This window comes from Arthrobacter sp. M4 (assembly GCF_020251205.1).
Lineage (GTDB): Bacteria > Actinomycetota > Actinomycetes > Actinomycetales > Micrococcaceae > Arthrobacter.
Map to the genome: position 1 here is coordinate 307,471 of NZ_JAIWYX010000006.1, position 20,364 is coordinate 327,834.

Sequence of the window (20,364 nt, forward strand, 5' to 3'; positions counted from 1 at the left end):
GCGTAGCGCCGGGCAGCTGGGGCAGTTGCCGGGCCACCACTCGGGCCTGGCCCCCACTCGGGCCGGGCCCCCACTCGGCCGGGGCGTCAGGCTCAGGCGTCGTGGCCGGGCTGGGACTTTGGGACGCGCATGGTGATCAACGTGCCTTCGCCCGGTGCCGTTTCGATGACCAGTCCGTGATCGTCGCCGTAGACCTGCCTCAGCCGTGCATCGACGTTGCGGAGCCCAACGTGTTCGCCGTCGTTGTGTCCTGCCAGCGTTGCCCGAAGCTTTTCCGGATCCATGCCAACGCCGTCGTCCTCGATGGTGACTTCGGCGAAAGCCCCGGAGTCGTTGGCGCAAATGGTGATATGCCCGGGCCCTTCCTTGGCTTCGAGCCCGTGCCGCACGGCGTTCTCCACAAGCGGCTGCAGGCTCAGGAAGGGGATGACGGTGCCCAGCACTTCCGGGGCAATCCGCAGGCTGACCTGGACCCGGTCACCGAAACGGGCACGTTCCAGGAGCAGGTAACGGTCGATGCACCGCAGTTCCTCCGCAAGGGTGGTGAAGTCACCGTGCCGGCGGAATGAATACCGCGTGAAATCGGCGAACTCGACCACCAGCTCCCTCGCCCGCGCAGGATCGGTGTTGATGAACGAGGCAATCGCATTGAGGGAGTTGTAGATAAAGTGCGGGCTGATCTGGGCTCGGAGTGAACGGACTTCGGCTTCCACCAACAACCTCCGGGAAGCGTCCAGCTCGGCCAGTTCAACCTGGGCGGCAACCCAATCGGCAACCTCGCCTGTGGCGCGGACCAGCCCGGCACCGGGGGATCCGGCCTTGACGGCAGAGAAGGCGGCAACGCAGCCGACAACCCGTGAACCTACCCGGATCGGCGCGATGACAGCTCCGAAATCCGCGGACGCCGTGCCGCCCGGGCTTGGGGCGGTAGGCCCCGTCGCCGGGGCGAGGTGAGCGTGGCGGAGGGCGGAGGCGGGTAACACTGCCGTGTGACCGTCGTCGAGCGGTCCCGCCGCCAGCTCCATCAGGTGCGGGCGCAGTTCTTCGGCACCGCCGTCCCAGGCCAGGACACCGTCGGTGTCAGTGATAGCCAGGCCGTCGCAGCCAAGGATGGACCGCAACTGGCGGCCCGCCCTTGCGGCGCCTGACGGCTCCAGGCCATTACGGAGGGATTTGCCCGCCCGCGATGCCGCATGCAGTGTCCGGTAGGTGGCTTGTTCGGCGTCGCTGCCCAGGTCACGGAAAGCGCGGATCACCTTCAGTCCAACCCCGACGACGGCGGCGATCGCCAGGATCACGAGGGCTATCGCCACGATGACGGTCGCGCCCGTTAGTAGTGGTGAATCCGGCATGAGGCCAGCGTAGCCTCCCGCGTGTTCCGTGGTCTTGGACCTGCCGTTGGGCGCAGGACGGAGGCCGCTTGGCGACGGTGATCGTGCGGGCTCTGGAAGCCACGGCCCGGTCCGATGAATAGTGATCACAATCACACTGGCGGGCGATTGGAATGGTACGTCGGGCCCTGCCGGTGGTCTCTCACTACAGGAGGAATTATGGGTAATGACGCCCACATGCCGGACACTGGTGTGTCCGTGGACTTCCAAGAGGTCCAGCAGACGCCGCGCTTCCGGGAACTGCGCAAGCGTCACCGCAGCTTTGTCTTTCCAATGGCCGTAGCCTTCCTGCTCTGGTACTTCGCCTACGTGCTGTTGGCCGACTACGCGGTGGGATTCATGTCCACCAAGGTGTGGGGGAACGTCAACGTAGGCCTCATCCTGGGCCTGCTGCAGTTCGTCTCGACCTTTGGCATCACAGCCTGGTACGTCAGCTATTCCAACCGCCGGCTTGACCCCATTGCCCAGGAAATCCGTACGGAGATCGAGGGCCATGAGCATGACATGCAGACTGGCGCGGCAGCCAGGCAGGGGCGGTGAGCGGCATGGTACCCATGGTCAACGTCTCGGCCCTGAAGGACACCACCCTGCTGAACATGGGGATCTTCGCCCTGTTCGTGCTGGTCACCATGGTGATTGTGTTCCGGGCCAGCCGGAACAACAAGACCGCGGCTGACTACTACGCCGCCGGGCGCTCCTTCACCGGATCACAGAACGGAACCGCGATCGCGGGAGACTACCTCTCTGCGGCGTCCTTCCTGGGCATCACCGGAGCCATCGCCATCAACGGCTACGACGGCTTCCTCTACTCCATCGGATTCCTGGTTGCCTGGCTGGTGGCGCTCCTGCTGGTGGCAGAGCTGCTGCGCAACACTGGCAAGTTCACCATGGCGGATGTGCTCTCCTTCCGCCTCCGCCAGCGCCCGGTGCGGATTGCTGCAGCCCTGTCCACGCTAGCCGTGTGCTTCTTCTACCTGCTGGCCCAGATGGCTGGTGCGGGAAGCCTGATCTCGCTGCTGCTCGGCATCAGTGATTGGGGCGGCCAGTCACTGGTGATCATCGTTGTCGGTGCCCTCATGATCCTGTATGTGCTTATCGGCGGGATGAAGGGCACCACCTGGGTGCAGATCATCAAGGCCGTGCTCCTGATCGCGGGTGCCGCCGTGATGACGCTGTGGGTCCTGTCCATCTACGGTTTCAACCTTTCCAACCTGCTTGGTTCCGCCGCTGAAGCGGCGAACAATCCGAACGTATTGAACCCAGGCCTCCAGTACGGCAAGAGCGACACCAGCAAGCTCGACTTCATGTCGCTGGGACTCGCCCTGGTGCTCGGCACGGCGGCATTGCCCCACGTACTGATGCGCTTCTACACGGTTCCGACGGCCAAGGAAGCACGCAAGTCCGTGGTCTGGTCCATCTGGCTAATCGGCCTGTTCTATTTGTTCACGCTGGTCCTGGGTTATGGCGCCGCAGCGCTGGTGGGTGCCGACACCATCAAATCGGCCCCCGGCGGCGTCAACTCGGCTGCTCCGCTCCTGGCCTTCCACTTGGGCGGGCCACTCTTGCTTGGCTTTATCTCCGCGGTGGCCTTCGCCACGATTCTGGCCGTCGTTGCCGGCCTGACCATCACAGCCGCGGCCTCCTTTGCGCACGACATCTACGCGAACGTCATCGCAAAGGGCGGCGCCGACCCGGCAACGGAAGTGAAGGTGGCTCGGCGTACGGTGGTGGTGATCGGTATCCTGGCAATCCTCGGCGGCATTTTCGCCAACGGGCAGAACGTCGCATTCCTCGTGGCGCTCGCATTCGCCGTGGCGGCGTCGGCCAATCTGCCCACCATCGTCTACTCACTCTTTTGGCGGCGGTTCACCACGAGGGGAGCGGTGTGGAGCATGTATGGTGGCCTGGCTTCAGCGATTATCCTCATAGCCTTCTCCCCGGTGGTGTCCGGCGCCAAGACTTCGATGATCCCCGCGGCCAACTTCGCCTTCTTCCCGCTGAGCAATCCTGGCATTGTGTCCATCCCGTTGGCCTTCCTCCTTGGCTACCTCGGTACCGTCCTGGACAAGCGTGCGGAGGACCCGGCCAAGCAAGCCGAAATGGAAGTCCGGTCACTCACCGGAGTCGGCGCAGAAAAAGCCGTGGACCACTAATAACGTGGACCACTAACAAAAAGGTACGAGCTGTACACAAACTCCCGTTGTTAGTGGTGGTGGCGGCCCGAGTTGCCGCTGGTCGGATCGACGGCGGGTGGCGGTTGTGTGTGGCCACCGTGCGGCACTGCGCGCTGGCCCGCGAAGGACGCCGCGAGTCCCGGCGTCGCTACTGAAGAAACAACGACGGCGGCAGCGAAGGCAGCTGCCAGGAGCCGCCCGGTCCTTGGCTGGCTGTTCCTGCCGCCGTCGTTGATCAAAGGCTGCCGGCCAAGCCAACCGGCTGAGCCCAAACCCATGAGGCACAGCGCAAGGGCGGCCAGTTGGCCGGCATCGACAATGGGTGTGGCCTTGAAAAGGCCGCCAACAACGGCTGCCGCGTGAACGGCGGCCGTTGCGGCGAGAGCTGGAACCGTTGCCCTGGGATAAGGGATGGACCCCCTGTGCAGTCCCGTGAGGGACCATCCCAGACACCCAATTCCGGCAACAAGGGCGGCGGCGCCGGCAGCAACGGAGGTGCCTGTCCCGGATACCGGACCGAGTAGGTAGCCAGCGGCGATGGACAACTCAACCATCCCGGTGGCCAGGATGGCGAAACAGAAGAAGAGCAGCGCTGCCGCGCGAAGTGTTGGCCGTGCTGAGGCCTTCATGGTTCCTGTCCCTTCGTGTTGGTTATCGGCTGGCTCCGGCCCCTGACAGGGCTTGGCGAGACTGTAGCGGGTTGCCGAGGCAGCAGCGGGTTGCTATGCCCGGGCGGTTGCCGGAACTTTGTCCTGGGACAGGCCCACACCAAGCAGCACAACGGCGCTGGCCAGGTGCAGGACGTTGTCTGCTCCGTTCAGGGCGATGATGTTCAACGGGCTGCCAACCAGGAACAGGCCAAGGATGCCTACCAATAGGTAGACGGCGCCTACGGTCGAGTTCACTGTCCTGGACAGGGTGACGCCGTTGAGGCCGGAGTAAAGAAGGGCCGCACCGATGGCCAGGTGGATGACGTTGTGCAACGGGTTCACGGCGAAAATGATCAGGTTGGCGCCTTCAGTGGCAAAGAAGCTGGTCCCTCCCGTGACAAAGAAGCCGAGGACGCCGACCAGGAGGTAAACGGCTCCGAAGACGGTGGCGATCAAGCGATTGGGGGAAGTGCGCATTGGTCCAAACCTTCCAATGGGGCCGGTCCCTGCCGGCCGTCCTGCGAGGCCCCGGGCGGGGCTCTCACACGTCATTCGGACCGTTCGCGCTGGTGGATGGGTCTGGATGGAAGATTTTTTTGGCGCGTCGGGGATGGGCTCCTGGGACAGTTACCTCTTCGGCATCAGGCCTTGGGACGGAGACGGATGGACATCATCTTGAGCTGGTCCCGCCCCTCAAAGCGATAGGCAAGGTCAATGGTCTTACCCGAGCAGTTAAGGTCCCCGGCCACGTCCGCGGCGTTGTTGCCGTTCTGCGAGCTGACGTTGATGATGCCGTAGTTCGCCTTGCAGGAATCGTCGAGTGCCAGGCTTGCTATGCCGGAGTTGAAGTCTTCCCGGCTCAGGTTTTCCATGAGGGCCGGGTCCAGGTATTTGTCGTAGGCTTCGTCCGTTCGACCCTTGATGAGCAGGTTCGTAAAGTCGTCGGCGGTCTGTCGCGCTTTGCCTGTGCTGTTGCCTATTAGTCCGACGAGTACCAGGACACCAATGACAGCCAGCACCACTACGCCGCCGACGATGCCCAAAGCAATCCACAGTCCCTTTCTGCTCTTGCGCGGAGCCGGGTACGGTGCGCCGTACGGTCTGCCGTAAGGCCCCGGCGGACCGTATTCGCCTGTGCTGTATGGGCCAGTGCTGTATTGGCCGGTGTCCGCAACGTTGTCGGGATCGTTGGGTTCCTTTGCGTCGTCGCGGGAGTCGCGGGGCTCGCGGGGCTCGTTGGGGGTGCTCATGGCCAGGCCTTCCCGGCAGCCCTCGAACCCGCTGCCCTGTAGTTCGGGGGAGCGCCAATCGGATCCCCACAGCCGTCAATGCAGGTACAGCTTAACGCCGTGTGTCTGCTGCGCGGCGATGGGACGCGACAGGAAGATGGACGCGACGGGGAGCTGTCAACGTGGCACTTGCCGCGACGGGTTAGGGATTCCGCGGGCCCCGGTCCAGGAGCGGCTGTACACGGAAGGGGATCAACTCTCCCATGGCCAAGGCGGTATCGGTGCGCTCCACCCCGTCGCACGCCAGGATCTTCCCGTTGATTCGGAAAAGGTCTTCGGCATCCACGGCCACTACCCGAAGGAACAAGTCTGCGGAGCCGGTCAGCCCGTAGCCCTCCAGAATCTCGGGTATGCCCGCCAGATCCGTTGAAAGCTGGCCCAGCTTTTGTTGTTGGACGTGGACTGAGATGAATGCCATGAGCGGGTACCCCAGTGCCGAGGGATTGATGCGCCGCTCAAAGGACAGGAACGCGTGCTTCTTTTCCAGTTGGGCCACGCGCGCCTGGACGGTATTGCGTGATAGTCCCAGCCTCTGGGCAAGCGCAACCACGGTTCCACGCGGGTCCTTCGCCATGGCAGACAGGAGCCGAGTGTCAGTCCCGTCAAGAGTGTGCATGATGGCCATCCAAGCTTCGCATATTGCGCAAGATTAGCACGGTGCAGCCATATCAGACAGGGCATTGTGCTCAAGAATCACTGTAGTGGTTGTACCCAATGAGCATTGTGAGTAGGGTCACAATTAACTAGGGCAAAGACGCCTGGTGGTCGGCTGATCAAGGGACCACAAGTCCCGGATTCACCGGCACAACAACGTGAAAAGGTGCGATCGACTGTGTTGACGGAAGAGACGGGCCCCGGCCACCCCACCAACGGAGGTCCGGCAAACGGTACAGGGAGCACGCTGCGGACCGGCGGGAACCTGGTCCAGCTGATCAGCCCCGAGGGGGAGCGCGTCCACCGGCCGGAGTTCGACGTCTGGATCAAGGATCTTGGCGACGAGCAACTGCTAGCTTTGTATGAAGATATGGTGGTCATCCGCCGCATCGACAAGGAAGCCACGGCACTTCAAAGGCAGGGCGAACTCGCTTTGTGGCCACCCCTGCTGGGCCAGGAAGCTTCCCAAATCGGATCAGTGCGCGCATTGCGCGACGACGATTTCATCTTCCCCAGCTACCGGGAGAGCGGCGTCGCCTATTGCCGCGGAGCACGGCTGACAGAGATCGTCCGGACCTGGCGGGGCAACGCCCTCTACGGCTGGGACCCCCATCGGATCAAGATGGCCACACCGCAAATCGTTATTGGGTCCCAGACCCTGCATGCTGCGGGGTACGGCATGGGCATCCTGAACGATGGGTCGGACAACGTCACCATCACCTACTTCGGCGATGGGGCCACCAGCCAGGGCGACGTCAACGAGTCCTTGGTGTTCGCAGCCAGCTTCCAAGCGCCCGTCGTCTTCTTCTGCCAGAACAACCATTGGGCCATCTCCGAGCCTGTGACCGTGCAGTCGCACATCCAATTGGCAGACCGTGCCGTGGGCTTCGGCATTCCTAGTATGCGGGTGGACGGCAACGACGTCCTGGCGGTTATGGCCGCCACCCGCATCGCCCTGGACCGGGCGCGGAAAGGCGGCGGACCCACCTTCATCGAGGCGGTCACGTACCGGATGGGCCCGCATACGACGGCGGACGACCCCACGCGGTACCGTGATCCGAACGAGCTGGAAGACTGGGCAGCGAAGGACCCGATCAAGCGCCTGCGAACGCTGCTTGAAGCGAAAGGTGCCTTGACCGAGGAGCAAATTGCCGCCGTCGACCGCAAAGCGGACCAGGTGGGCGCTGATCTGCGCAATAGTTGCATCACCCTGCCGGATCCCCAGCCTATGGACGTTTTCGAGCACGTGTACAGCACACCGAACTCCTGGATAGAACGCCAGAAAGACCACTATTCGCGCTATCTCGCCTCCTTTAGCGGTTCCGGCGCTGGTGGATCAGGCAGTGGATTGGCAGAAGGCACACAAGAAGGAGGTGTCCGCTGATGTCACAGCTCACCTTTGCCCGCGCCATCAACGCCGGACTACGCAAGGCACTGGAAAACGACCCCAAGGTGGTGCTGCTCGGTGAGGACATCGGAATGCTCGGAGGCGTCTTCCGGGTAACCGACGGCCTTCAAAAGGACTTCGGCAAGCATCGGGTAGTGGACACGCCGTTGGCTGAATCCGGCATCGTCGGCACAGCCGTGGGCCTCGCCTATCGCGGCTACCGCCCTGTTTGCGAGATCCAGTTCGATGGCTTTGTCTACCCGGCGTTCGACCAGATCGTTAGCCAGGTGGCCAAGCTGCACTACCGCACGATGGGTTCAGTGAAGATGCCCATCACCATCCGGATCCCCTTTGGGGGCGGTATTGGGTCACCGGAGCACCACTCCGAGTCCCCGGAAGCCTACTTCACGCACACCTCCGGGCTGCGTGTGATCAGTGTGTCCAATCCGCAGGACGCCTACACAATGATCCAGCAGGCGATCGCCAGTGACGATCCCGTGGTGTATTTCGAGCCGAAACGCCGGTACCACGACAAGGGTGAGGTGGATGAGGCGGCGGACATCTCCACGGCACTGTCCATGGAACGGGCCCGCGTGGTGACGGAAGGCAAGGACGTCACGCTGGTGACCTACGGGCCGCTGGTGAAGACTGCCCGGGACGCCGCCCTGGCAGCCAAGGATGAGGGCGTCTCCGTGGAAGTCATCGACCTCCGATCACTAGCCCCGGTTGACTTCCCGGTCATCGAGGCATCCGTCCGCAAGACCGGACGACTGGTCATCACCCACGAGGCCGGGCAGTACGGCGGCCTCGGCGCGGAAATTGCCGCGAGCATCACCGAGAGGTGCTTCTACTACCTTGAAGAAGCACCCGTGCGCATCACTGGCTTCGACGTGCCATACCCATACTCCAGGCTCGAAATGCACCACCTGCCGGATCTTGACCGGATCCTGGACGGCGTGGACCGGGCGCTGGGCCGGCCGAATTCACTGAGCGGACTGGAGGGATGAGTGCCATCATGATCAAGGAATTCAGGCTGCCGGACCTCGGCGAGGGACTCACGGAATCGGAGATCCTCAGCTGGAAGGTCAATGTGGGGGACACCGTAGCGCTGAACCAGATCATCGCCGAGGTAGAGACGGCCAAGGCCGTCGTCGAAATCCCCTCACCATTCGCCGGAGTAGTCGCCGCCCTGCACGAGCAGCCGGGAACCGTCGTCGAAGTTGGCAAGCCGATTGTCTCGTTTGAAGTGGAAGACGCGGCCGGAGTGAAAGATACCGCCGGGGCGGAAGATACCGCCGCGGCGAAAGACACGGCCGAAGCAGAAGACGCGGCGGCAGCGGACGACGGCGGGACCTCGCCTGTGGAACGCGGGGCTCCAACCCCGACGCTACCGCGCCGCGAACCGAACCTTGTGGGCTACGGCGTTGCCCCGGAGCCCGAGGGGCATCCGGTCCGCAGGCCGCGGGTCTTCGCGTCGGCCATGGCCACTGATGCGCCGACGCCAGCCGCACCGGCCGCGTCGGCCACGGCCGCTGCTGCGCCGACGCCGGCCGTCCACAACGGCGACCGTCCGCGTTCTACGCCGCCCGTCAGGAAGCTCGCCAAGGACCTCGGAGTGGACCTGCACGAGGTCTCCGGCACAGGACACGGAGGGCTCATCACTCGCGACGACGTCCGCGGCTTCGCCGACAAGGCCCCCGGTGTTGAGGCCGTACCGTCGTCGGTGCCGCCGGCAGCAGCCGTGACGCTGCCGCCGTCGGGCGTTCGTGAAACCCGGACACCCATCAAAGGCGTGCGGAAGTACACGGCCGCGGCGATGGTTTCGAGTGCGTTCACGGCACCGCACGTCACCGAGTTCCTCACTGTAGACGTGACCGCGGGCATGGAACTGTTGGAGCGCCTGAAGGCCAGCCGCGAGTTTGCCGGTCACAAACTGACCCCGCTGACCCTCGTGGCTAAAGCCCTGCTCGTCGCCCTGCGCCGCAACCCCACGCTCAATTCCCACTGGGATGACGCGAACCAGGAAATTGTGCAGTTCCACTACGTCAATCTGGGAATTGCCGCAGCCACTCCGCGTGGGCTGTTGGTGCCGAACATCAAGGACGCGCAGGACATGGGACTGCTCGAACTGTCGGAGGCGCTCGCATCGTTGACGGAGACGGCCCGGGCGGGGAAGAGCACACCGGAAGACTTGTCGCATGGGACCATTTCCATCACCAATATTGGCGTCTTTGGCATTGACGCCGGCACGCCCATCCTCAACCCGGGCGAAGCTGCCATCTTGTCCATAGGTGCCGTACGCCCCACACCGTGGGAACACAACGGCGAAATAGCCCTCAGGCAGGTCATGACCCTGAGCCTGTCCTTCGATCACCGGCTGGTGGACGGAGAACAGGGCTCGCGGTTCCTGGCGGACGTCGGTGCGGTGTTGCGCGACCCCGGGATGGTCCTGACGATGGTGTGAGAAAACAACGGCGGATTCCGGCCGCAGCCGGGATCCGCCGTTTGCGTGTCCGCGTTGCTGATTGAAAGACGTCAGTGCTTGATTGAAAGACGTCAGTCGAAAGCGGTAAGGGCTGCGAGCGCCATCTGTTCCAGGACGGGACGGGCAGTCCTGGCCGCTACTCGGCGCCCGTGGCTGCGCAGTGCGTGCGGTGTGGAGTTGATCAGCCCGAAGGCCGCATGGGCCCGCACCCTAAGCCCGGCTTCCTCGGACGCAGGATATAGGCGTTGCAGCACGCCAACCCACACTTCCACGTAGCGTCCCTGCAATTTGCGGACGGTGGATTGGTCCTCTTCCGCCAATGAGCTGAAGTCCTGGTCCTGGACCCGGATCACGTCCGGATTGTTCAATGCGAAGTCCACATGGAATCGGATTAGTCCGGCCAGGGCGTCGGCAGGATCCTTGGCCCGGTCTACAACGTCCAGGCCGCCCTCCAGGAGATCGCGGCTGACGCTCAACAGCAGTTCCCCCAGTACCGCCTGCTTACCGGGGAAATGCCGGTACACGGCTGGTCCGCTGACCCCGGCGGCAGCCCCCAGATCCTCCAGCGACACGCTGCGGAAACCGTTCTCGGCGAATAGGCCTGCCGCAGCGGACAACAGGGCTTTCCGCCGGGTTTCCTTCGCCTGGCTGCGGCTGGTTTCCCGCTGGGAATCTGGCTGCGCTGCCACAGGACTCCTTGGGACGATCGCGGGGGCCTGGCCTGTAGGTTGAGCCGCCGCTGCGTGGACATTTCAGTTAATAGAGACTAACCTAAATTTCAGTTATTGGGGACTAACTGAACTGCGCAGGATGAATTGGTACTGGGGAGTCGATGGAGACCTTGACCAGCTTGGTGGACCCCTCCTCGGAGGTGTTCCAAAGCAACCACGTTGCACAATCGGCCCTCGTGGCCGAACTGCGGGAAAAGCTTTCGACGGCGGCACTCGGCGGACCTGCCAAGTCCCGCGAACGTCACGTGTCCCGGGGGAAGCTCCTGCCCAGGGACCGCGTGGACTATCTCCTGGATGACGGCAGCCCCTTCCTGGAATTGGCGCCTTTGGCTGCCCACGGCATGTACGACGGGGATTCGCCCGGAGCCGGACTCATTGCAGGCATCGGCCTGGTGCACGGACGCCACGTGATGGTGCTCTCCAACGACGCCACGGTCAAGGGCGGAACGTACTATCCGATGACCGTCAAGAAGCATCTCCGGGCCCAGGAAGTCGCTTTGGAGAACAGGTTGCCGTGCATTTACTTGGTGGATTCGGGGGGAGCCTTCCTGCCCCGCCAGGACGAGGTATTCCCGGACCGGGAACACTTCGGGCGAATCTTCTACAACCAAGCCAGGCTCTCTGCCGCCAAGATCCCGCAGATCTCGGCAGTGCTGGGATCCTGCACGGCCGGGGGAGCCTACGTCCCTGCCATGAGCGATGAAACAGTCATCGTCCGGAACCAAGGCACTATTTTCCTGGGTGGCCCGCCGCTGGTGAAGGCCGCAATCGGCGAAGTGGTGACTGCAGAGGAGCTCGGCGGCGGCGAGGTCCATTCCATGGTCTCTGGAGTCACCGACCATCTGGCGGAGAACGATGAGCACGCCCTCCACATCGTCCGGGACATTGTGGCTACGCTTCCGCCGCCGGCCGCGCCGGCGTGGGAGGTGGCCGCCGTCGTCGAACCCGTTGCGGACCCGGCCGAGCTGTATGGCGCGGTACCCACGGACCTCAACACGCCGTATGACGTCCGGGAGGTGATCGCCAGGATAGTGGATGGCCCCGGACCGGGTGGGAGGCCGGCGTTCCACGAGTTCAAGAAGAACTACGGCACCACGCTGGTGACTGGCTTCGCACGGCTGCACGGACACCCCGTGGGCATCCTGGCCAACAACGGTGTCCTGTTCAGCGAATCCGCACTCAAGGGAGCCCACTTCATCGAACTCTGCGACCAGCGCGGCATTCCGCTCATCTTCCTCCAAAACCTGGCCGGGTTTATGGTCGGCAAGGATTACGAACACGGCGGCATAGCCAAGAACGGCGCCAAAATGGTGACCGCCGTGGCCACCGCGCGGGTGCCCAAACTGACTGTGGTGATCGGAGGCTCCTTTGGCGCAGGTAACTACTCGATGTGCGGCCGTGCCTACTCGCCGCGCTTCCTGTGGATGTGGCCGGCCAGCCGGATTTCCGTGATGGGCGGAGCCCAGGCGGCCAGCGTGCTGGCCACCGTCAAGCGGGACCAGTTCGACGCCGCCGGCACTGACTGGCCGGCAGAAGAAGAGGAGGCGTTCAAAGCCCCCATCAGGCAGCAGTACGAGGAACAGGGCAGCCCGTACTATTCCACCGCCAGGCTGTGGGACGACGGCGTGATCGACCCCGCTGACACACGGACCGTACTGGGGCTCGCCCTCGACGTCGTGTCCCGGGTCCCGCTTCCGGACACCTCCTTCGGCGTTTTCAGGATGTGAACGGAATGGGCCCTGAAATGTTCCGAACTGTTTTGGTTGCAAACCGTGGCGAGATTGCTTGCCGCGTTATCCGCACGCTCAAGTCCATGGGCATTCGTGCCGTCGCGGTCTACAGCGACGCCGACGCCAATGCCCGGCATGTAGGCGAGGCTGACGCCGCTGTCCGGCTAGGCCCGGCACCTGCCGCGGAAAGCTACCTCAATATCGAGGCGATTATCCGTGCCTGCCGCGCGAGCGGAGCTGAGGCAGTCCACCCCGGCTATGGCTTCCTGAGCGAGAACTCCACTTTTGCGCGCGCCCTGCAAGAGGCCGGCATCGTCTTCATCGGTCCCGGACCTGAGGCGCTTGCGGTGATGGGGGACAAGATTCGCTCCAAGAACCACGTTGCATCGCACGGCGTGCCGGTGGTGCCGGGCATTGCGCGACCCGGGATGAACGACGACGAATTGGAAGTCGCCGCCCGGCGTGTTGGGTATCCGCTGCTGATCAAACCCTCGGCAGGCGGGGGTGGCAAGGGAATGCACATAGTAGAACGCCACGAAGACCTCATGGACGAACTCGCCGCGGCCAGACGTGTGGCCTCCGGTGCATTTGGCGATGACACATTGTTCCTGGAACGGCTGGTGCGTTCGCCCCGGCACATCGAGGTCCAGGTCCTCGCGGACAACCACGGGAACGTCATCCACCTTGGCGAGCGCGAATGTTCGCTTCAGCGAAGGCACCAGAAAGTGATCGAGGAGGCCCCGTCACCTCTGGTGGAAGCGGCGCAGGATCCGGCAGCATTACGAGACCGACTGGGTGAGGCCGCCTGCAATGCGGCCCGGAGCGTGCACTACAGCGGCGCGGGAACCGTGGAGTTCCTGGTGTCCGACGAGCACCCGGACGAGTTCTTTTTTATGGAAATGAACACCAGGCTCCAGGTGGAGCACCCGGTGACGGAGATGGTGACGGGCGTCGACCTGGTGGAGTGGCAGGTGCGGATAGCGGCGGGGGAGCGGCTCACGCTGGCGCAGGCCGACGTCGAACTGTCCGGGCACGCGGCTGAGGCGCGCGTGTACGCGGAAGTGCCGCGGCGGAGTTTCATTCCGTCGGCGGGGACCGTTCTGTTCCTGGATGAGCCGGATAGCCACGCCGGTGGGCCCGCCGACACACGGATCCGGGTGGATTCCGGGGTGAAACAGGGCCAGGGCGTGAGCAGTGACTATGACCCCATGGTGGCGAAAGTCATCGCCTGGGGAGCTGACCGCACGGCAGCGCTCAGTGCCTTGGATGAAGCCTTGGGAAGGTACACGCTGCTGGGCGTGGACACCAATGTGGAATACCTGCGGCTGCTGGTCAACGACGACGACGTCCGCTCCGGCCATCTCGACACCGGCCTCATCGAACGGAAGCTGCCGGGCCTGGGGTTTCGCGAGCTTGGCGACTCCGAAGTGGCCGCTGCAGCGTTGTACGCCCTGTCCATGGAAGGTCCGGCGGACGCCGAGCGGGGCCGAGGTCCGTGGCACCATCGAGACGGCTGGCGGTTGGGCGCACCGGCACCGCGTCGCGTCGCCATAGCAACGCCCGACGGCGGTATCAAGGACCTGCGGGTGTCCCGCACCGATCAGGCGGGAGAGTTTCAGATAACGGTGGACGGCGGTCCGGCTCACCTGGCGTCCCTGAAGCCAGGCCTTCCCGGGCCCGGCAACAGCGGCTATATGGCCCTGGAGTTCGACGGCGGGACCATCACTTTCGCTGTCGCGGTGCCGGCCGTACAGCTTGGCTCGAGCGATGCAGGCCTTGGCTCCGCGGCCCCGGCACCGTCCCAACTATGGCTCGGTAATGCCGGCTGGGCAGTTAGCCTCGGCCTCCCCAGCCGTGAGGAGCGGCTGCGACGAAAGCTGGCGGCAATCGGCAGGGTGGAAGGCGCTGCCGACCCGCAGGTGCGCTCGCCAATGCCGGGAACCGTGGTTTCCATTGGCGTGGGCAATGGTGACGTGGTGGACGCAGGTGAGGTGCTTGTGTCCGTTGAAGCCATGAAGATGGAGCACCGGCTGGTTGCGCCGATTGCCGGAACGGTCCACATTGCCGTGCGCACCGGGGACCTGGTCAAGGCCGATCAGGTGGTCGCCACCATCCACACTGCCCCGGCAAACCCTGTCCCGGCAAACCCGGCCCAAACCGACTCCGGTGACCCTTCCGGCGTCGTTCTTTCCACAACCATCCCCGAAACCGGCGGCGCCGTGGCCGCCCTTCAGGACTGAAGGAAGCAGCATGCCTGATTTTGAGCTCAGCGAGGACTACCAGGACCTCAGCGACACCGTACGGGAGTTCGCCGACGAAGTGGTGGCACCCGTGTCCGCCCGCCACGACGAGGAACGCAGTTTTCCGTACGAGGTAGTCAAGCAGATGGGGGAGATGGGTCTGTTCGGCCTGCCTTTCCCGGAGGAGTACGGCGGGATGGGTGGCGACTATTTCGCCCTCTCGCTGGCACTGGAGCAGCTTGGCCGCGTTGACCAATCCGTGGCTATCACCCTGGAAGCAGGGGTGTCATTGGGCGCCATGCCCGTGTACCGATTTGGTACCGAGGATCAGAAGCAGCAGTGGCTTCCCGACCTCGCTGCGGGGAAGGCCATCGCAGGATTCGGGCTAACGGAGTCCGAGGCTGGCTCAGACGCATCGGGAACCAAAACCACAGCACGGCTCGAGGACGGACACTGGGTGATCAACGGCAGCAAGGAATTCATCACCAATTCGGGAACCGACATCACACGCCTGGTGACCGTCACTGCTGTGACCGGGCAAAACGAGGCCCCGGGCGGAGAAGCCAAGAAGGAGATTTCTACGATTCTGGTGCCCACCGACACGCCCGGTTTTCGCGCGGAGAAGGCCTATAACAAAGTTGGCTGGAACGCCTCTGACACCCATCCACTGACCCTCAGCGATGTGCGCGTTCCGGAGGCCAACCTGCTGGGCCAGCGCGGCCGCGGATATGCCAATTTCCTGTCCGTGCTGGATGAGGGCCGGATCGCGATCGCGGCCCTGGCCACCGGCGCGGCCCAGGGCTGCGTGGACCTGTCCGTGAAGTATGCCAAGGAACGGCAGGCTTTTGGGCACAAGATCGGCGAATACCAGGCCATCCAGTTCAAGATCGCGCGCATGCAGGCGAGGGCGCACACGGCGCGCCTGGCTTACTACGACGCGGCTGCGCGAATGCTGGCGGGCAAGCCGTTCAAGACGCAGGCGGCCATCGCTAAGATGGTCGCAGGCGAGGCAGCCATGGACAATTCGCGGGATGCCACCCAGGTATTCGGCGGCTATGGCTTTATGAACGAATTCACGGTGGCACGCCACTACCGCGACTCGAAGATCCTTGAGGTCGGGGAAGGCACCACCGAGGTGCAACTGATGCTCATTGCCCGGGAGTTGGGTCTCTAACCCCGCAACGGAGGAAGGATCGACGATGATCGACAAGGTTGTTGCCAGTGCCGCAGAGGCAGTCAAAGACATACCCGACGGTGCCTCCCTCGCCGTCGGAGGCTTTGGACTGTGCGGCATCCCCGTCGCCCTTATCGACGCCCTCCATGCGCAGGGAACTACGGACCTTGAGACCGTCAGCAACAACTGTGGGGTGGACGACTGGGGGCTGGGCATCCTCCTCGGGGACGGCCGCATCCGCCGCACGGTGAGCTCCTATGTGGGCGAGAACAAGGAATTCGCCCGGCAATACCTCGCCGGCGAGCTGGAAGTGGTCCTCACCCCGCAGGGAACGCTGGCCGAGAAGCTGCGCGCCGGCGGAGCCGGCATCCCCGCTTTCTACACAAAGGCAGGAGTTGGAACGCAGGTCTCCGAGGGCGGCCTCCCGCAAAAGTACGACGCCGATGGCGGGGTCGCGATCGCTTCCGCAGCCAAGGAAGTGCGCACCTTTAACGGCACCGACTACGTGCTGGAGGAGTCGCTAACCCCCGACTTTGGGCTGGTACACGCCTGGAAAGGTGACCGGCACGGCAACCTGGTTTTCCACGCCACCGCAATGAACTTCAACCCGCTGTGCGCCATGGCCGCCAAAATCACCATCGCCGAAGTTGAGGAATTGGTGGAACCCGGGGAGCTCGACCCGGAACACATCCACACTCCCGGCATCTTCGTCCAGCGGGTAGTCCTCGCACCGGATGTCGAAAAGCGGATAGAGAAGCGGACGGTGTCCCTCCCGTCACCGAACACAGAGCAGGCAGGAGCGTAACCATGGAGTCGAACAGCAACCCGGACCTTCCTCCCCGCCCGGAAGCAGTTCGCCATGAATACCGTCGAGCGGCCGAGGGGCATCCCGGCGGCAAGGGGTGGACCCGCAACGAACTCGCGGCCCGGGTGGCCCAGGAATTGGAGAACGGCCAGTACGTCAACCTGGGCATAGGAATGCCGACCCTGATTCCGAACTACATTCCGGCAGGCGTCGAGGTGATCCTGCACTCGGAGAACGGCATCCTGGGTGTCGGTCCCTATCCGCGCGAGGACCAAGTGGACCCGGACCTCATCAACGCCGGCAAGGAGACGGTGACGGTCAACGCCGGTGCCGCGTTCTTCGACTCAGCCACCTCGTTTGGCATGATCCGCGGCGGCCACGTGGATGTTGCCGTGCTCGGAGCAATGGAAGTGGCAGAAAACGGCGACCTGGCCAACTGGATGATCCCCGGCAAGATGGTCAAGGGCATGGGCGGAGCCATGGACCTGGTGTTCGGGGCGAAAAAAGTCATCGTGATGATGGAGCACGTCGATCGCAGCGGCAGGCCCAAAATTGTCAAGGAATGCTCGCTGCCCGTGACGGGCAAGGGCTGCGTCGACCGGATCATCACGGACCTGGCGGTGATCGACGTCGTCACGGAGGGCAACGAGTCCCGGCTGGTGCTGCGCGAACTCGCCCCCAACGTCTCAGCCGAAGACGTCGCCGCGGCCACCGGCGTCGAAGTTTTTGAAGAGGACCAGGAACTGACCGTATGACGGACAAGCCCGCGACGCCCCAGGCCGCAACCGAAGCAAGCCAGCCGAAGGTGGTCCGTCAGCGCGGGCTGTATTTCGACGAATTGGAAGAGGACGTGGTGTACGCCCACCGGCCGGGCCGCACCGTTACCGAGGCAGACAATGTCCTGTTCACAACCCTCACCATGAACACACAGGCCCTGCACCTCGACGCCGCGTGGAGCTCGGGGCAGCCCTTCGGCCAGCGGCTGGTCAACTCCATGTTCACGCTGGCCACCATGGTGGGGCAGTCGGTCACGCAACTGACCCAGGGCACCATCGTGGCGCAACTCGGCCTCAGCGATATTTCTTTCCCCCACCCGCTCTACCATGGCGACACCCTCTACACGGAGACCGTTGTCACCGAGCGGCGATTGTCGTCGTCGCGCCCCGGCCAGGGGGTGGTGACCCTGCGGCACACCGGACGCAACCAGGACGGCATTGTTGTGGCGCTGGCAACCAGGAGCTGCCTGATGTGGACCAAGTCCGCGCACGAAGCGGCTGAAGAGGGGACAATCAGTACATGACGTTCACGATGGGCCCCGCGTTGTTGTTCTGTCCCGCCGACCGTCCCGAGCGGTACCAGAAAGCCGCCGAACGGTCTGATGCTGTCATCCTCGACCTGGAGGACGCCGTCGCGCCGTCCGAAAAGCAACGGGCCCGGGGAGCTATCCTTGCCCAGCTCGGCGCCGACAGCGACAGCCCGGAACTTGACCCCAGCCGAACCATCATCAGGGTCAACCCGGCAGGGACGGGGGAGTTCGACAAGGACCTGCACTGCCTGGCACACACTCCGTACCAGACCGTGATGCTCGCCAAGACGCAAAGCCCCGCGGATGTGAAAGCCCTGAAGGACTATCACGTCATTGCCCTCTGCGAGACCGCCGTCGGCGTTCTGAACGCTCCCGCCATCGCCGCCGAACCCAACGTTGTCGCCCTGATGTGGGGCGCCGAGGACCTGCTGGCCACCCTCGGCGGCACCTCCAGCAGGAACGACGACGGCGGCTACCGTGCCGTAGCGCTGCACGCCCGATCATCGGTGCTGCTGGCGGCCAAAGCCGCTGGGAAAGAAGCAATCGACGCCGTTTATGTTGCCATCCCGGACCTCGACGGGCTTGGCATTGAGGCCCGCGACGCGGCAGCGAGCGGCTTCGGGGCCAAGGCTTGTATCCACCCCAGCCAGGTGTCCGTAGTCCGTGACGCCTACCGTCCCTCGGAGGGAGCCGTAACCGCGGCCCGGGAGCTGCTTGACGCGGCGGCCGCCGCCGGCACCGGAGTGTTCCAGTATCGCGGTGCCATGGTTGACGAGCCGGTGCTAAAGCACGCCGAAGCCACGTTGCGCCGGGCCGGGCTTACTGCCAGCCGCTGAAGCCGCCTCACGTCCCGGCGGCCATGCTATCGCCGCTCCAGCCTCCGGGAGAGCGGCGGGATTGCCTCGGCCAGGTAGAGCCTGATCCATCGCTGGCCTGTTTGTTTGTGTTCGGCACGGGTGGAAAAGCGGTAGAGGTACGTTGTGGCGCGCACCCAACGGGGTTTCTCCCCGTTGAAAGGGTCTTTGCGGAGCAGCGCCAGGGTTTGTTGGTCCGCTTCCAGGAGTTTGGCCAGCAGCGCGTAGAACCACCGCTCGTGGACCGTGCGGAGCGGCAGGAACCACATGAGCCAGTCCAGGCGCAGATGGTAGGGCGCAAACTGCCTGGACAGCCGGTTCACATCGCCCGGTTTGCCCTTGAAGCCATATTCCTGCCAGTCAGCACCCTCATCCGGGTCTTCGTCCATGGTCCCTTCCACCGTCACTTCGATCCGGTCCTTGGTCACGGTGCCGAAAGCTCCATAGGTATTAACCAGTTGCCAGCGGTTGAAGCTCGCGTTCATAAGCTGTCCCCTGGAGAACAGGTTTCGGATAGGCCAGTAGCTCAGGACCAGCAGCAACACTGTGACGGCAAGGACGATGCCGACCCACCAGAGGGGCGAGCTGGCGGAGGACCCGGGAGCGGGAACCCAGGACGGCGGGATGATGGGAAGGACCGCATGCGCCACCGGGTCACTCACGGCGGCGAACGCCAGGACGATCGCGGACCAGTTCAGCCACGCGAAATTGCCGCTGGCCACCAGCCACAACTGGGTAAAGATAATGACCCCCGCGGCAATGCTTCCCACCGGCTGAGGCGCGAACAGCAGGAACGGCACCACCAGTTGGGCCCCGTGGTTGCCCAGGACCTCCAGCCTGTGGAACGCCTTCGGCAATAGATGGAACTGGCGGCTGAGCGGACCGGGCATCGGCTGCGTCTCGTGGTGGTAGTAGAGCGCCGTCAGGTCCCGCCACTCCTGGCCACCGCGGATCTTGATCATCCCCGCCCCGAACTCCAGGCGGAACACCAACCAGGCCAGCAACAGCAGGATGGGACGCGGCGGGGGCGACTGGTCCGAACCCAGGAACGCTACGGTGAATCCCGCTTCCAGGATCAACATCTCCCAGCCGAAGGCGTAAAAGGTCTGGCCGACGTTGACGATGGACATGTACAGCAGCCACAGGGACAGGAACGCCAGCATGGGAACCCACGGCGGACCCAGTTGGGGCAGGCCAAGGATGAGGGACGCGGAGATAGCCACGCCGATCCAGCAGACCGTGCGCAGGAGTCCGTCCGAATATCGCCAGGTGAAAAGCGACGGGCGTAACGGTTTGCCGATGCGCGCCAGGTAGGCAGGAACGGGCAAGAGTCCGCGCTCGCCGAGGAGCGCCGGGAACTGGTTCAGCGTGGAGGTAAAAGCCACAAAAAACAGCGCAGCGATGCCCCGCTGAAGCACCTGCCGTGCGAACCCGTATTCTGGCGCGTCGAACCAGGCAAGCCAGTCCACAATCACCACGCTACGCCTGAGCCGC

At 64.0% G+C, this 20,364-nt stretch carries 19 protein-coding genes; 12 read left to right on the forward strand and 7 right to left on the reverse strand.

What is annotated here, in order from left to right; translation table 11 throughout:
- Positions 1 to 92 precede the first annotated feature (92 nt).
- Entirely contained in the window at positions 93 to 1,352 is a 1,260-nt protein-coding gene (locus LD110_RS13000) for a sensor histidine kinase (RefSeq protein WP_225499240.1), read from the reverse strand.
- A gap of 198 nt (positions 1,353 to 1,550) precedes the next feature.
- On the opposite strand from LD110_RS13000, the gene LD110_RS13005 reads away from it, so the two are divergent.
- Both LD110_RS13005 and LD110_RS13010 read left to right on the forward strand, forming a co-directional pair.
- On the forward strand, positions 1,551 to 1,931 hold the full coding sequence (locus tag LD110_RS13005) for a DUF485 domain-containing protein (RefSeq protein WP_225499241.1): 381 nt from the start codon (positions 1,551 to 1,553) through the stop codon (positions 1,929 to 1,931).
- Positions 1,932 to 1,936: 5 nt separating this feature from the next.
- Entirely contained in the window at positions 1,937 to 3,544 is a 1,608-nt protein-coding gene (locus LD110_RS13010; RefSeq protein ID WP_225499277.1) for a cation acetate symporter, read from the forward strand.
- 50 nt (positions 3,545 to 3,594) lie between these two features.
- Here the strand turns inward: LD110_RS13010 and LD110_RS13015 are convergent, their stop codons facing one another.
- The 4 genes from LD110_RS13015 to LD110_RS13030 all read right to left on the reverse strand — a co-directional run bounded on the left by LD110_RS13015 (position 3,595) and on the right by LD110_RS13030 (position 6,120).
- Positions 3,595 to 4,194 (reverse strand): hypothetical protein, encoded by a 600-nt coding sequence (locus LD110_RS13015; RefSeq protein WP_225499242.1) that lies wholly within the window; start codon positions 4,192 to 4,194, stop codon positions 3,595 to 3,597.
- 93 nt (positions 4,195 to 4,287) lie between these two features.
- Positions 4,288 to 4,692, reverse strand: coding sequence for a DUF4383 domain-containing protein (locus LD110_RS13020; protein ID WP_225499243.1), 405 nt, complete (start codon positions 4,690 to 4,692; stop codon positions 4,288 to 4,290).
- Between the two features lie 164 nt (positions 4,693 to 4,856).
- The gene (locus tag LD110_RS13025; protein ID WP_225499244.1) at positions 4,857 to 5,465 is read right to left on the reverse strand and encodes a hypothetical protein; all 609 of its coding nucleotides are present in this window, start codon (positions 5,463 to 5,465) and stop codon (positions 4,857 to 4,859) included.
- A 181-nt stretch (positions 5,466 to 5,646) separates the two neighbouring features.
- Positions 5,647 to 6,120, reverse strand: coding sequence for an Lrp/AsnC family transcriptional regulator (locus tag LD110_RS13030; RefSeq protein WP_225499245.1), 474 nt, complete (start codon positions 6,118 to 6,120; stop codon positions 5,647 to 5,649).
- Positions 6,121 to 6,336: 216 nt separating this feature from the next.
- Here LD110_RS13030 and pdhA point away from each other — a divergent pair, with 216 nt between their 5' ends.
- The 3 genes from pdhA to LD110_RS13045 are packed head-to-tail and all read left to right on the forward strand — an operon-like array spanning position 6,337 to position 10,009.
- Positions 6,337 to 7,542, forward strand: a complete 1,206-nt coding sequence (gene pdhA, locus LD110_RS13035) for a pyruvate dehydrogenase (acetyl-transferring) E1 component subunit alpha (protein ID WP_374200337.1) — start codon at positions 6,337 to 6,339, stop codon at positions 7,540 to 7,542.
- Entirely contained in the window at positions 7,542 to 8,552 is a 1,011-nt protein-coding gene (locus LD110_RS13040; RefSeq protein WP_225499246.1) for an alpha-ketoacid dehydrogenase subunit beta, read from the forward strand. The genes pdhA and LD110_RS13040 overlap by 1 nt, the downstream gene beginning before the upstream one ends.
- Complete coding sequence (locus tag LD110_RS13045) at positions 8,549 to 10,009, forward strand: dihydrolipoamide acetyltransferase family protein (protein ID WP_225499247.1); 1,461 nt, start codon at positions 8,549 to 8,551, stop codon at positions 10,007 to 10,009. The genes LD110_RS13040 and LD110_RS13045 overlap by 4 nt, the downstream gene beginning before the upstream one ends.
- A 92-nt stretch (positions 10,010 to 10,101) precedes the next feature.
- Here the strand turns inward: LD110_RS13045 and LD110_RS13050 are convergent, their stop codons facing one another.
- Positions 10,102 to 10,719 (reverse strand): TetR/AcrR family transcriptional regulator, encoded by a 618-nt coding sequence (locus LD110_RS13050; RefSeq protein ID WP_225499248.1) that lies wholly within the window; start codon positions 10,717 to 10,719, stop codon positions 10,102 to 10,104.
- Between the two features lie 143 nt (positions 10,720 to 10,862).
- Here LD110_RS13050 and LD110_RS13055 point away from each other — a divergent pair, with 143 nt between their 5' ends.
- Genes LD110_RS13055 through LD110_RS13085 form a run of 7 tightly spaced genes read left to right on the forward strand, consistent with a single transcriptional unit; the run spans position 10,863 to position 18,852 of the window.
- Entirely contained in the window at positions 10,863 to 12,488 is a 1,626-nt protein-coding gene (locus LD110_RS13055; RefSeq protein WP_225499249.1) for a carboxyl transferase domain-containing protein, read from the forward strand.
- Positions 12,489 to 12,505: 17 nt separating this feature from the next.
- Positions 12,506 to 14,731, forward strand: coding sequence for a biotin carboxylase N-terminal domain-containing protein (locus LD110_RS13060; protein WP_225499250.1), 2,226 nt, complete (start codon positions 12,506 to 12,508; stop codon positions 14,729 to 14,731).
- 10 nt (positions 14,732 to 14,741) lie between these two features.
- Positions 14,742 to 15,905, forward strand: coding sequence for an acyl-CoA dehydrogenase family protein (locus LD110_RS13065; protein ID WP_225499251.1), 1,164 nt, complete (start codon positions 14,742 to 14,744; stop codon positions 15,903 to 15,905).
- 25 nt (positions 15,906 to 15,930) lie between these two features.
- Positions 15,931 to 16,710, forward strand: a complete 780-nt coding sequence (locus LD110_RS13070; RefSeq protein ID WP_225499252.1) for a CoA transferase subunit A — start codon at positions 15,931 to 15,933, stop codon at positions 16,708 to 16,710.
- 2 nt (positions 16,711 to 16,712) lie between these two features.
- Positions 16,713 to 17,465: a CoA transferase subunit B gene (locus LD110_RS13075; RefSeq protein WP_225499253.1), complete on the forward strand. Its 753-nt coding sequence runs from the start codon at positions 16,713 to 16,715 to the stop codon at positions 17,463 to 17,465.
- On the forward strand, positions 17,462 to 18,010 hold the full coding sequence (locus LD110_RS13080; RefSeq protein WP_225499254.1) for a MaoC family dehydratase: 549 nt from the start codon (positions 17,462 to 17,464) through the stop codon (positions 18,008 to 18,010). Before LD110_RS13075 ends, LD110_RS13080 begins: the two co-directional genes overlap by 4 nt.
- A complete protein-coding gene (locus LD110_RS13085) occupies positions 18,007 to 18,852 on the forward strand; it encodes a CoA ester lyase (protein ID WP_225499255.1) in 846 nt (281 codons plus the stop codon). The genes LD110_RS13080 and LD110_RS13085 overlap by 4 nt, the downstream gene beginning before the upstream one ends.
- A 26-nt stretch (positions 18,853 to 18,878) precedes the next feature.
- On the opposite strand, the gene LD110_RS13090 is transcribed toward LD110_RS13085, so the two are convergent.
- Positions 18,879 to 20,339 carry a lipase maturation factor family protein gene (locus tag LD110_RS13090; protein WP_225499256.1) on the reverse strand — a complete coding sequence of 487 codons (1,461 nt, stop codon included), beginning with the start codon at positions 20,337 to 20,339 and terminating at the stop codon, positions 18,879 to 18,881.
- Positions 20,340 to 20,364 lie beyond the last annotated feature (25 nt).

Coding starts and splice junctions, on each gene's coding strand:
- LD110_RS13015 (WP_225499242.1), bottom strand. CDS start 4,194: ATGAAGGCCTCAGCACGGCCAACACTTCGCGCGGCAGCGCTGCTCTTC.
- LD110_RS13030 (WP_225499245.1), bottom strand. CDS start 6,120: ATGCACACTCTTGACGGGACTGACACTCGGCTCCTGTCTGCCATGGCG.
- LD110_RS13065 (WP_225499251.1), top strand. CDS start 14,742: ATGCCTGATTTTGAGCTCAGCGAGGACTACCAGGACCTCAGCGACACC.
- LD110_RS13000 (WP_225499240.1), bottom strand. CDS start 1,352: ATGCCGGATTCACCACTACTAACGGGCGCGACCGTCATCGTGGCGATA.
- LD110_RS13055 (WP_225499249.1), top strand. CDS start 10,863: ATGGAGACCTTGACCAGCTTGGTGGACCCCTCCTCGGAGGTGTTCCAA.
- LD110_RS13045 (WP_225499247.1), top strand. CDS start 8,549: ATGAGTGCCATCATGATCAAGGAATTCAGGCTGCCGGACCTCGGCGAG.
- LD110_RS13070 (WP_225499252.1), top strand. CDS start 15,931: ATGATCGACAAGGTTGTTGCCAGTGCCGCAGAGGCAGTCAAAGACATA.
- LD110_RS13025 (WP_225499244.1), bottom strand. CDS start 5,465: ATGAGCACCCCCAACGAGCCCCGCGAGCCCCGCGACTCCCGCGACGAC.
- LD110_RS13075 (WP_225499253.1), top strand. CDS start 16,713: ATGGAGTCGAACAGCAACCCGGACCTTCCTCCCCGCCCGGAAGCAGTT.
- LD110_RS13020 (WP_225499243.1), bottom strand. CDS start 4,692: ATGCGCACTTCCCCCAATCGCTTGATCGCCACCGTCTTCGGAGCCGTT.
- LD110_RS13080 (WP_225499254.1), top strand. CDS start 17,462: ATGACGGACAAGCCCGCGACGCCCCAGGCCGCAACCGAAGCAAGCCAG.
- LD110_RS13060 (WP_225499250.1), top strand. CDS start 12,506: ATGTTCCGAACTGTTTTGGTTGCAAACCGTGGCGAGATTGCTTGCCGC.
- LD110_RS13040 (WP_225499246.1), top strand. CDS start 7,542: ATGTCACAGCTCACCTTTGCCCGCGCCATCAACGCCGGACTACGCAAG.
- LD110_RS13005 (WP_225499241.1), top strand. CDS start 1,551: ATGGGTAATGACGCCCACATGCCGGACACTGGTGTGTCCGTGGACTTC.
- LD110_RS13010 (WP_225499277.1), top strand. CDS start 1,937: ATGGTACCCATGGTCAACGTCTCGGCCCTGAAGGACACCACCCTGCTG.
- LD110_RS13085 (WP_225499255.1), top strand. CDS start 18,007: ATGACGTTCACGATGGGCCCCGCGTTGTTGTTCTGTCCCGCCGACCGT.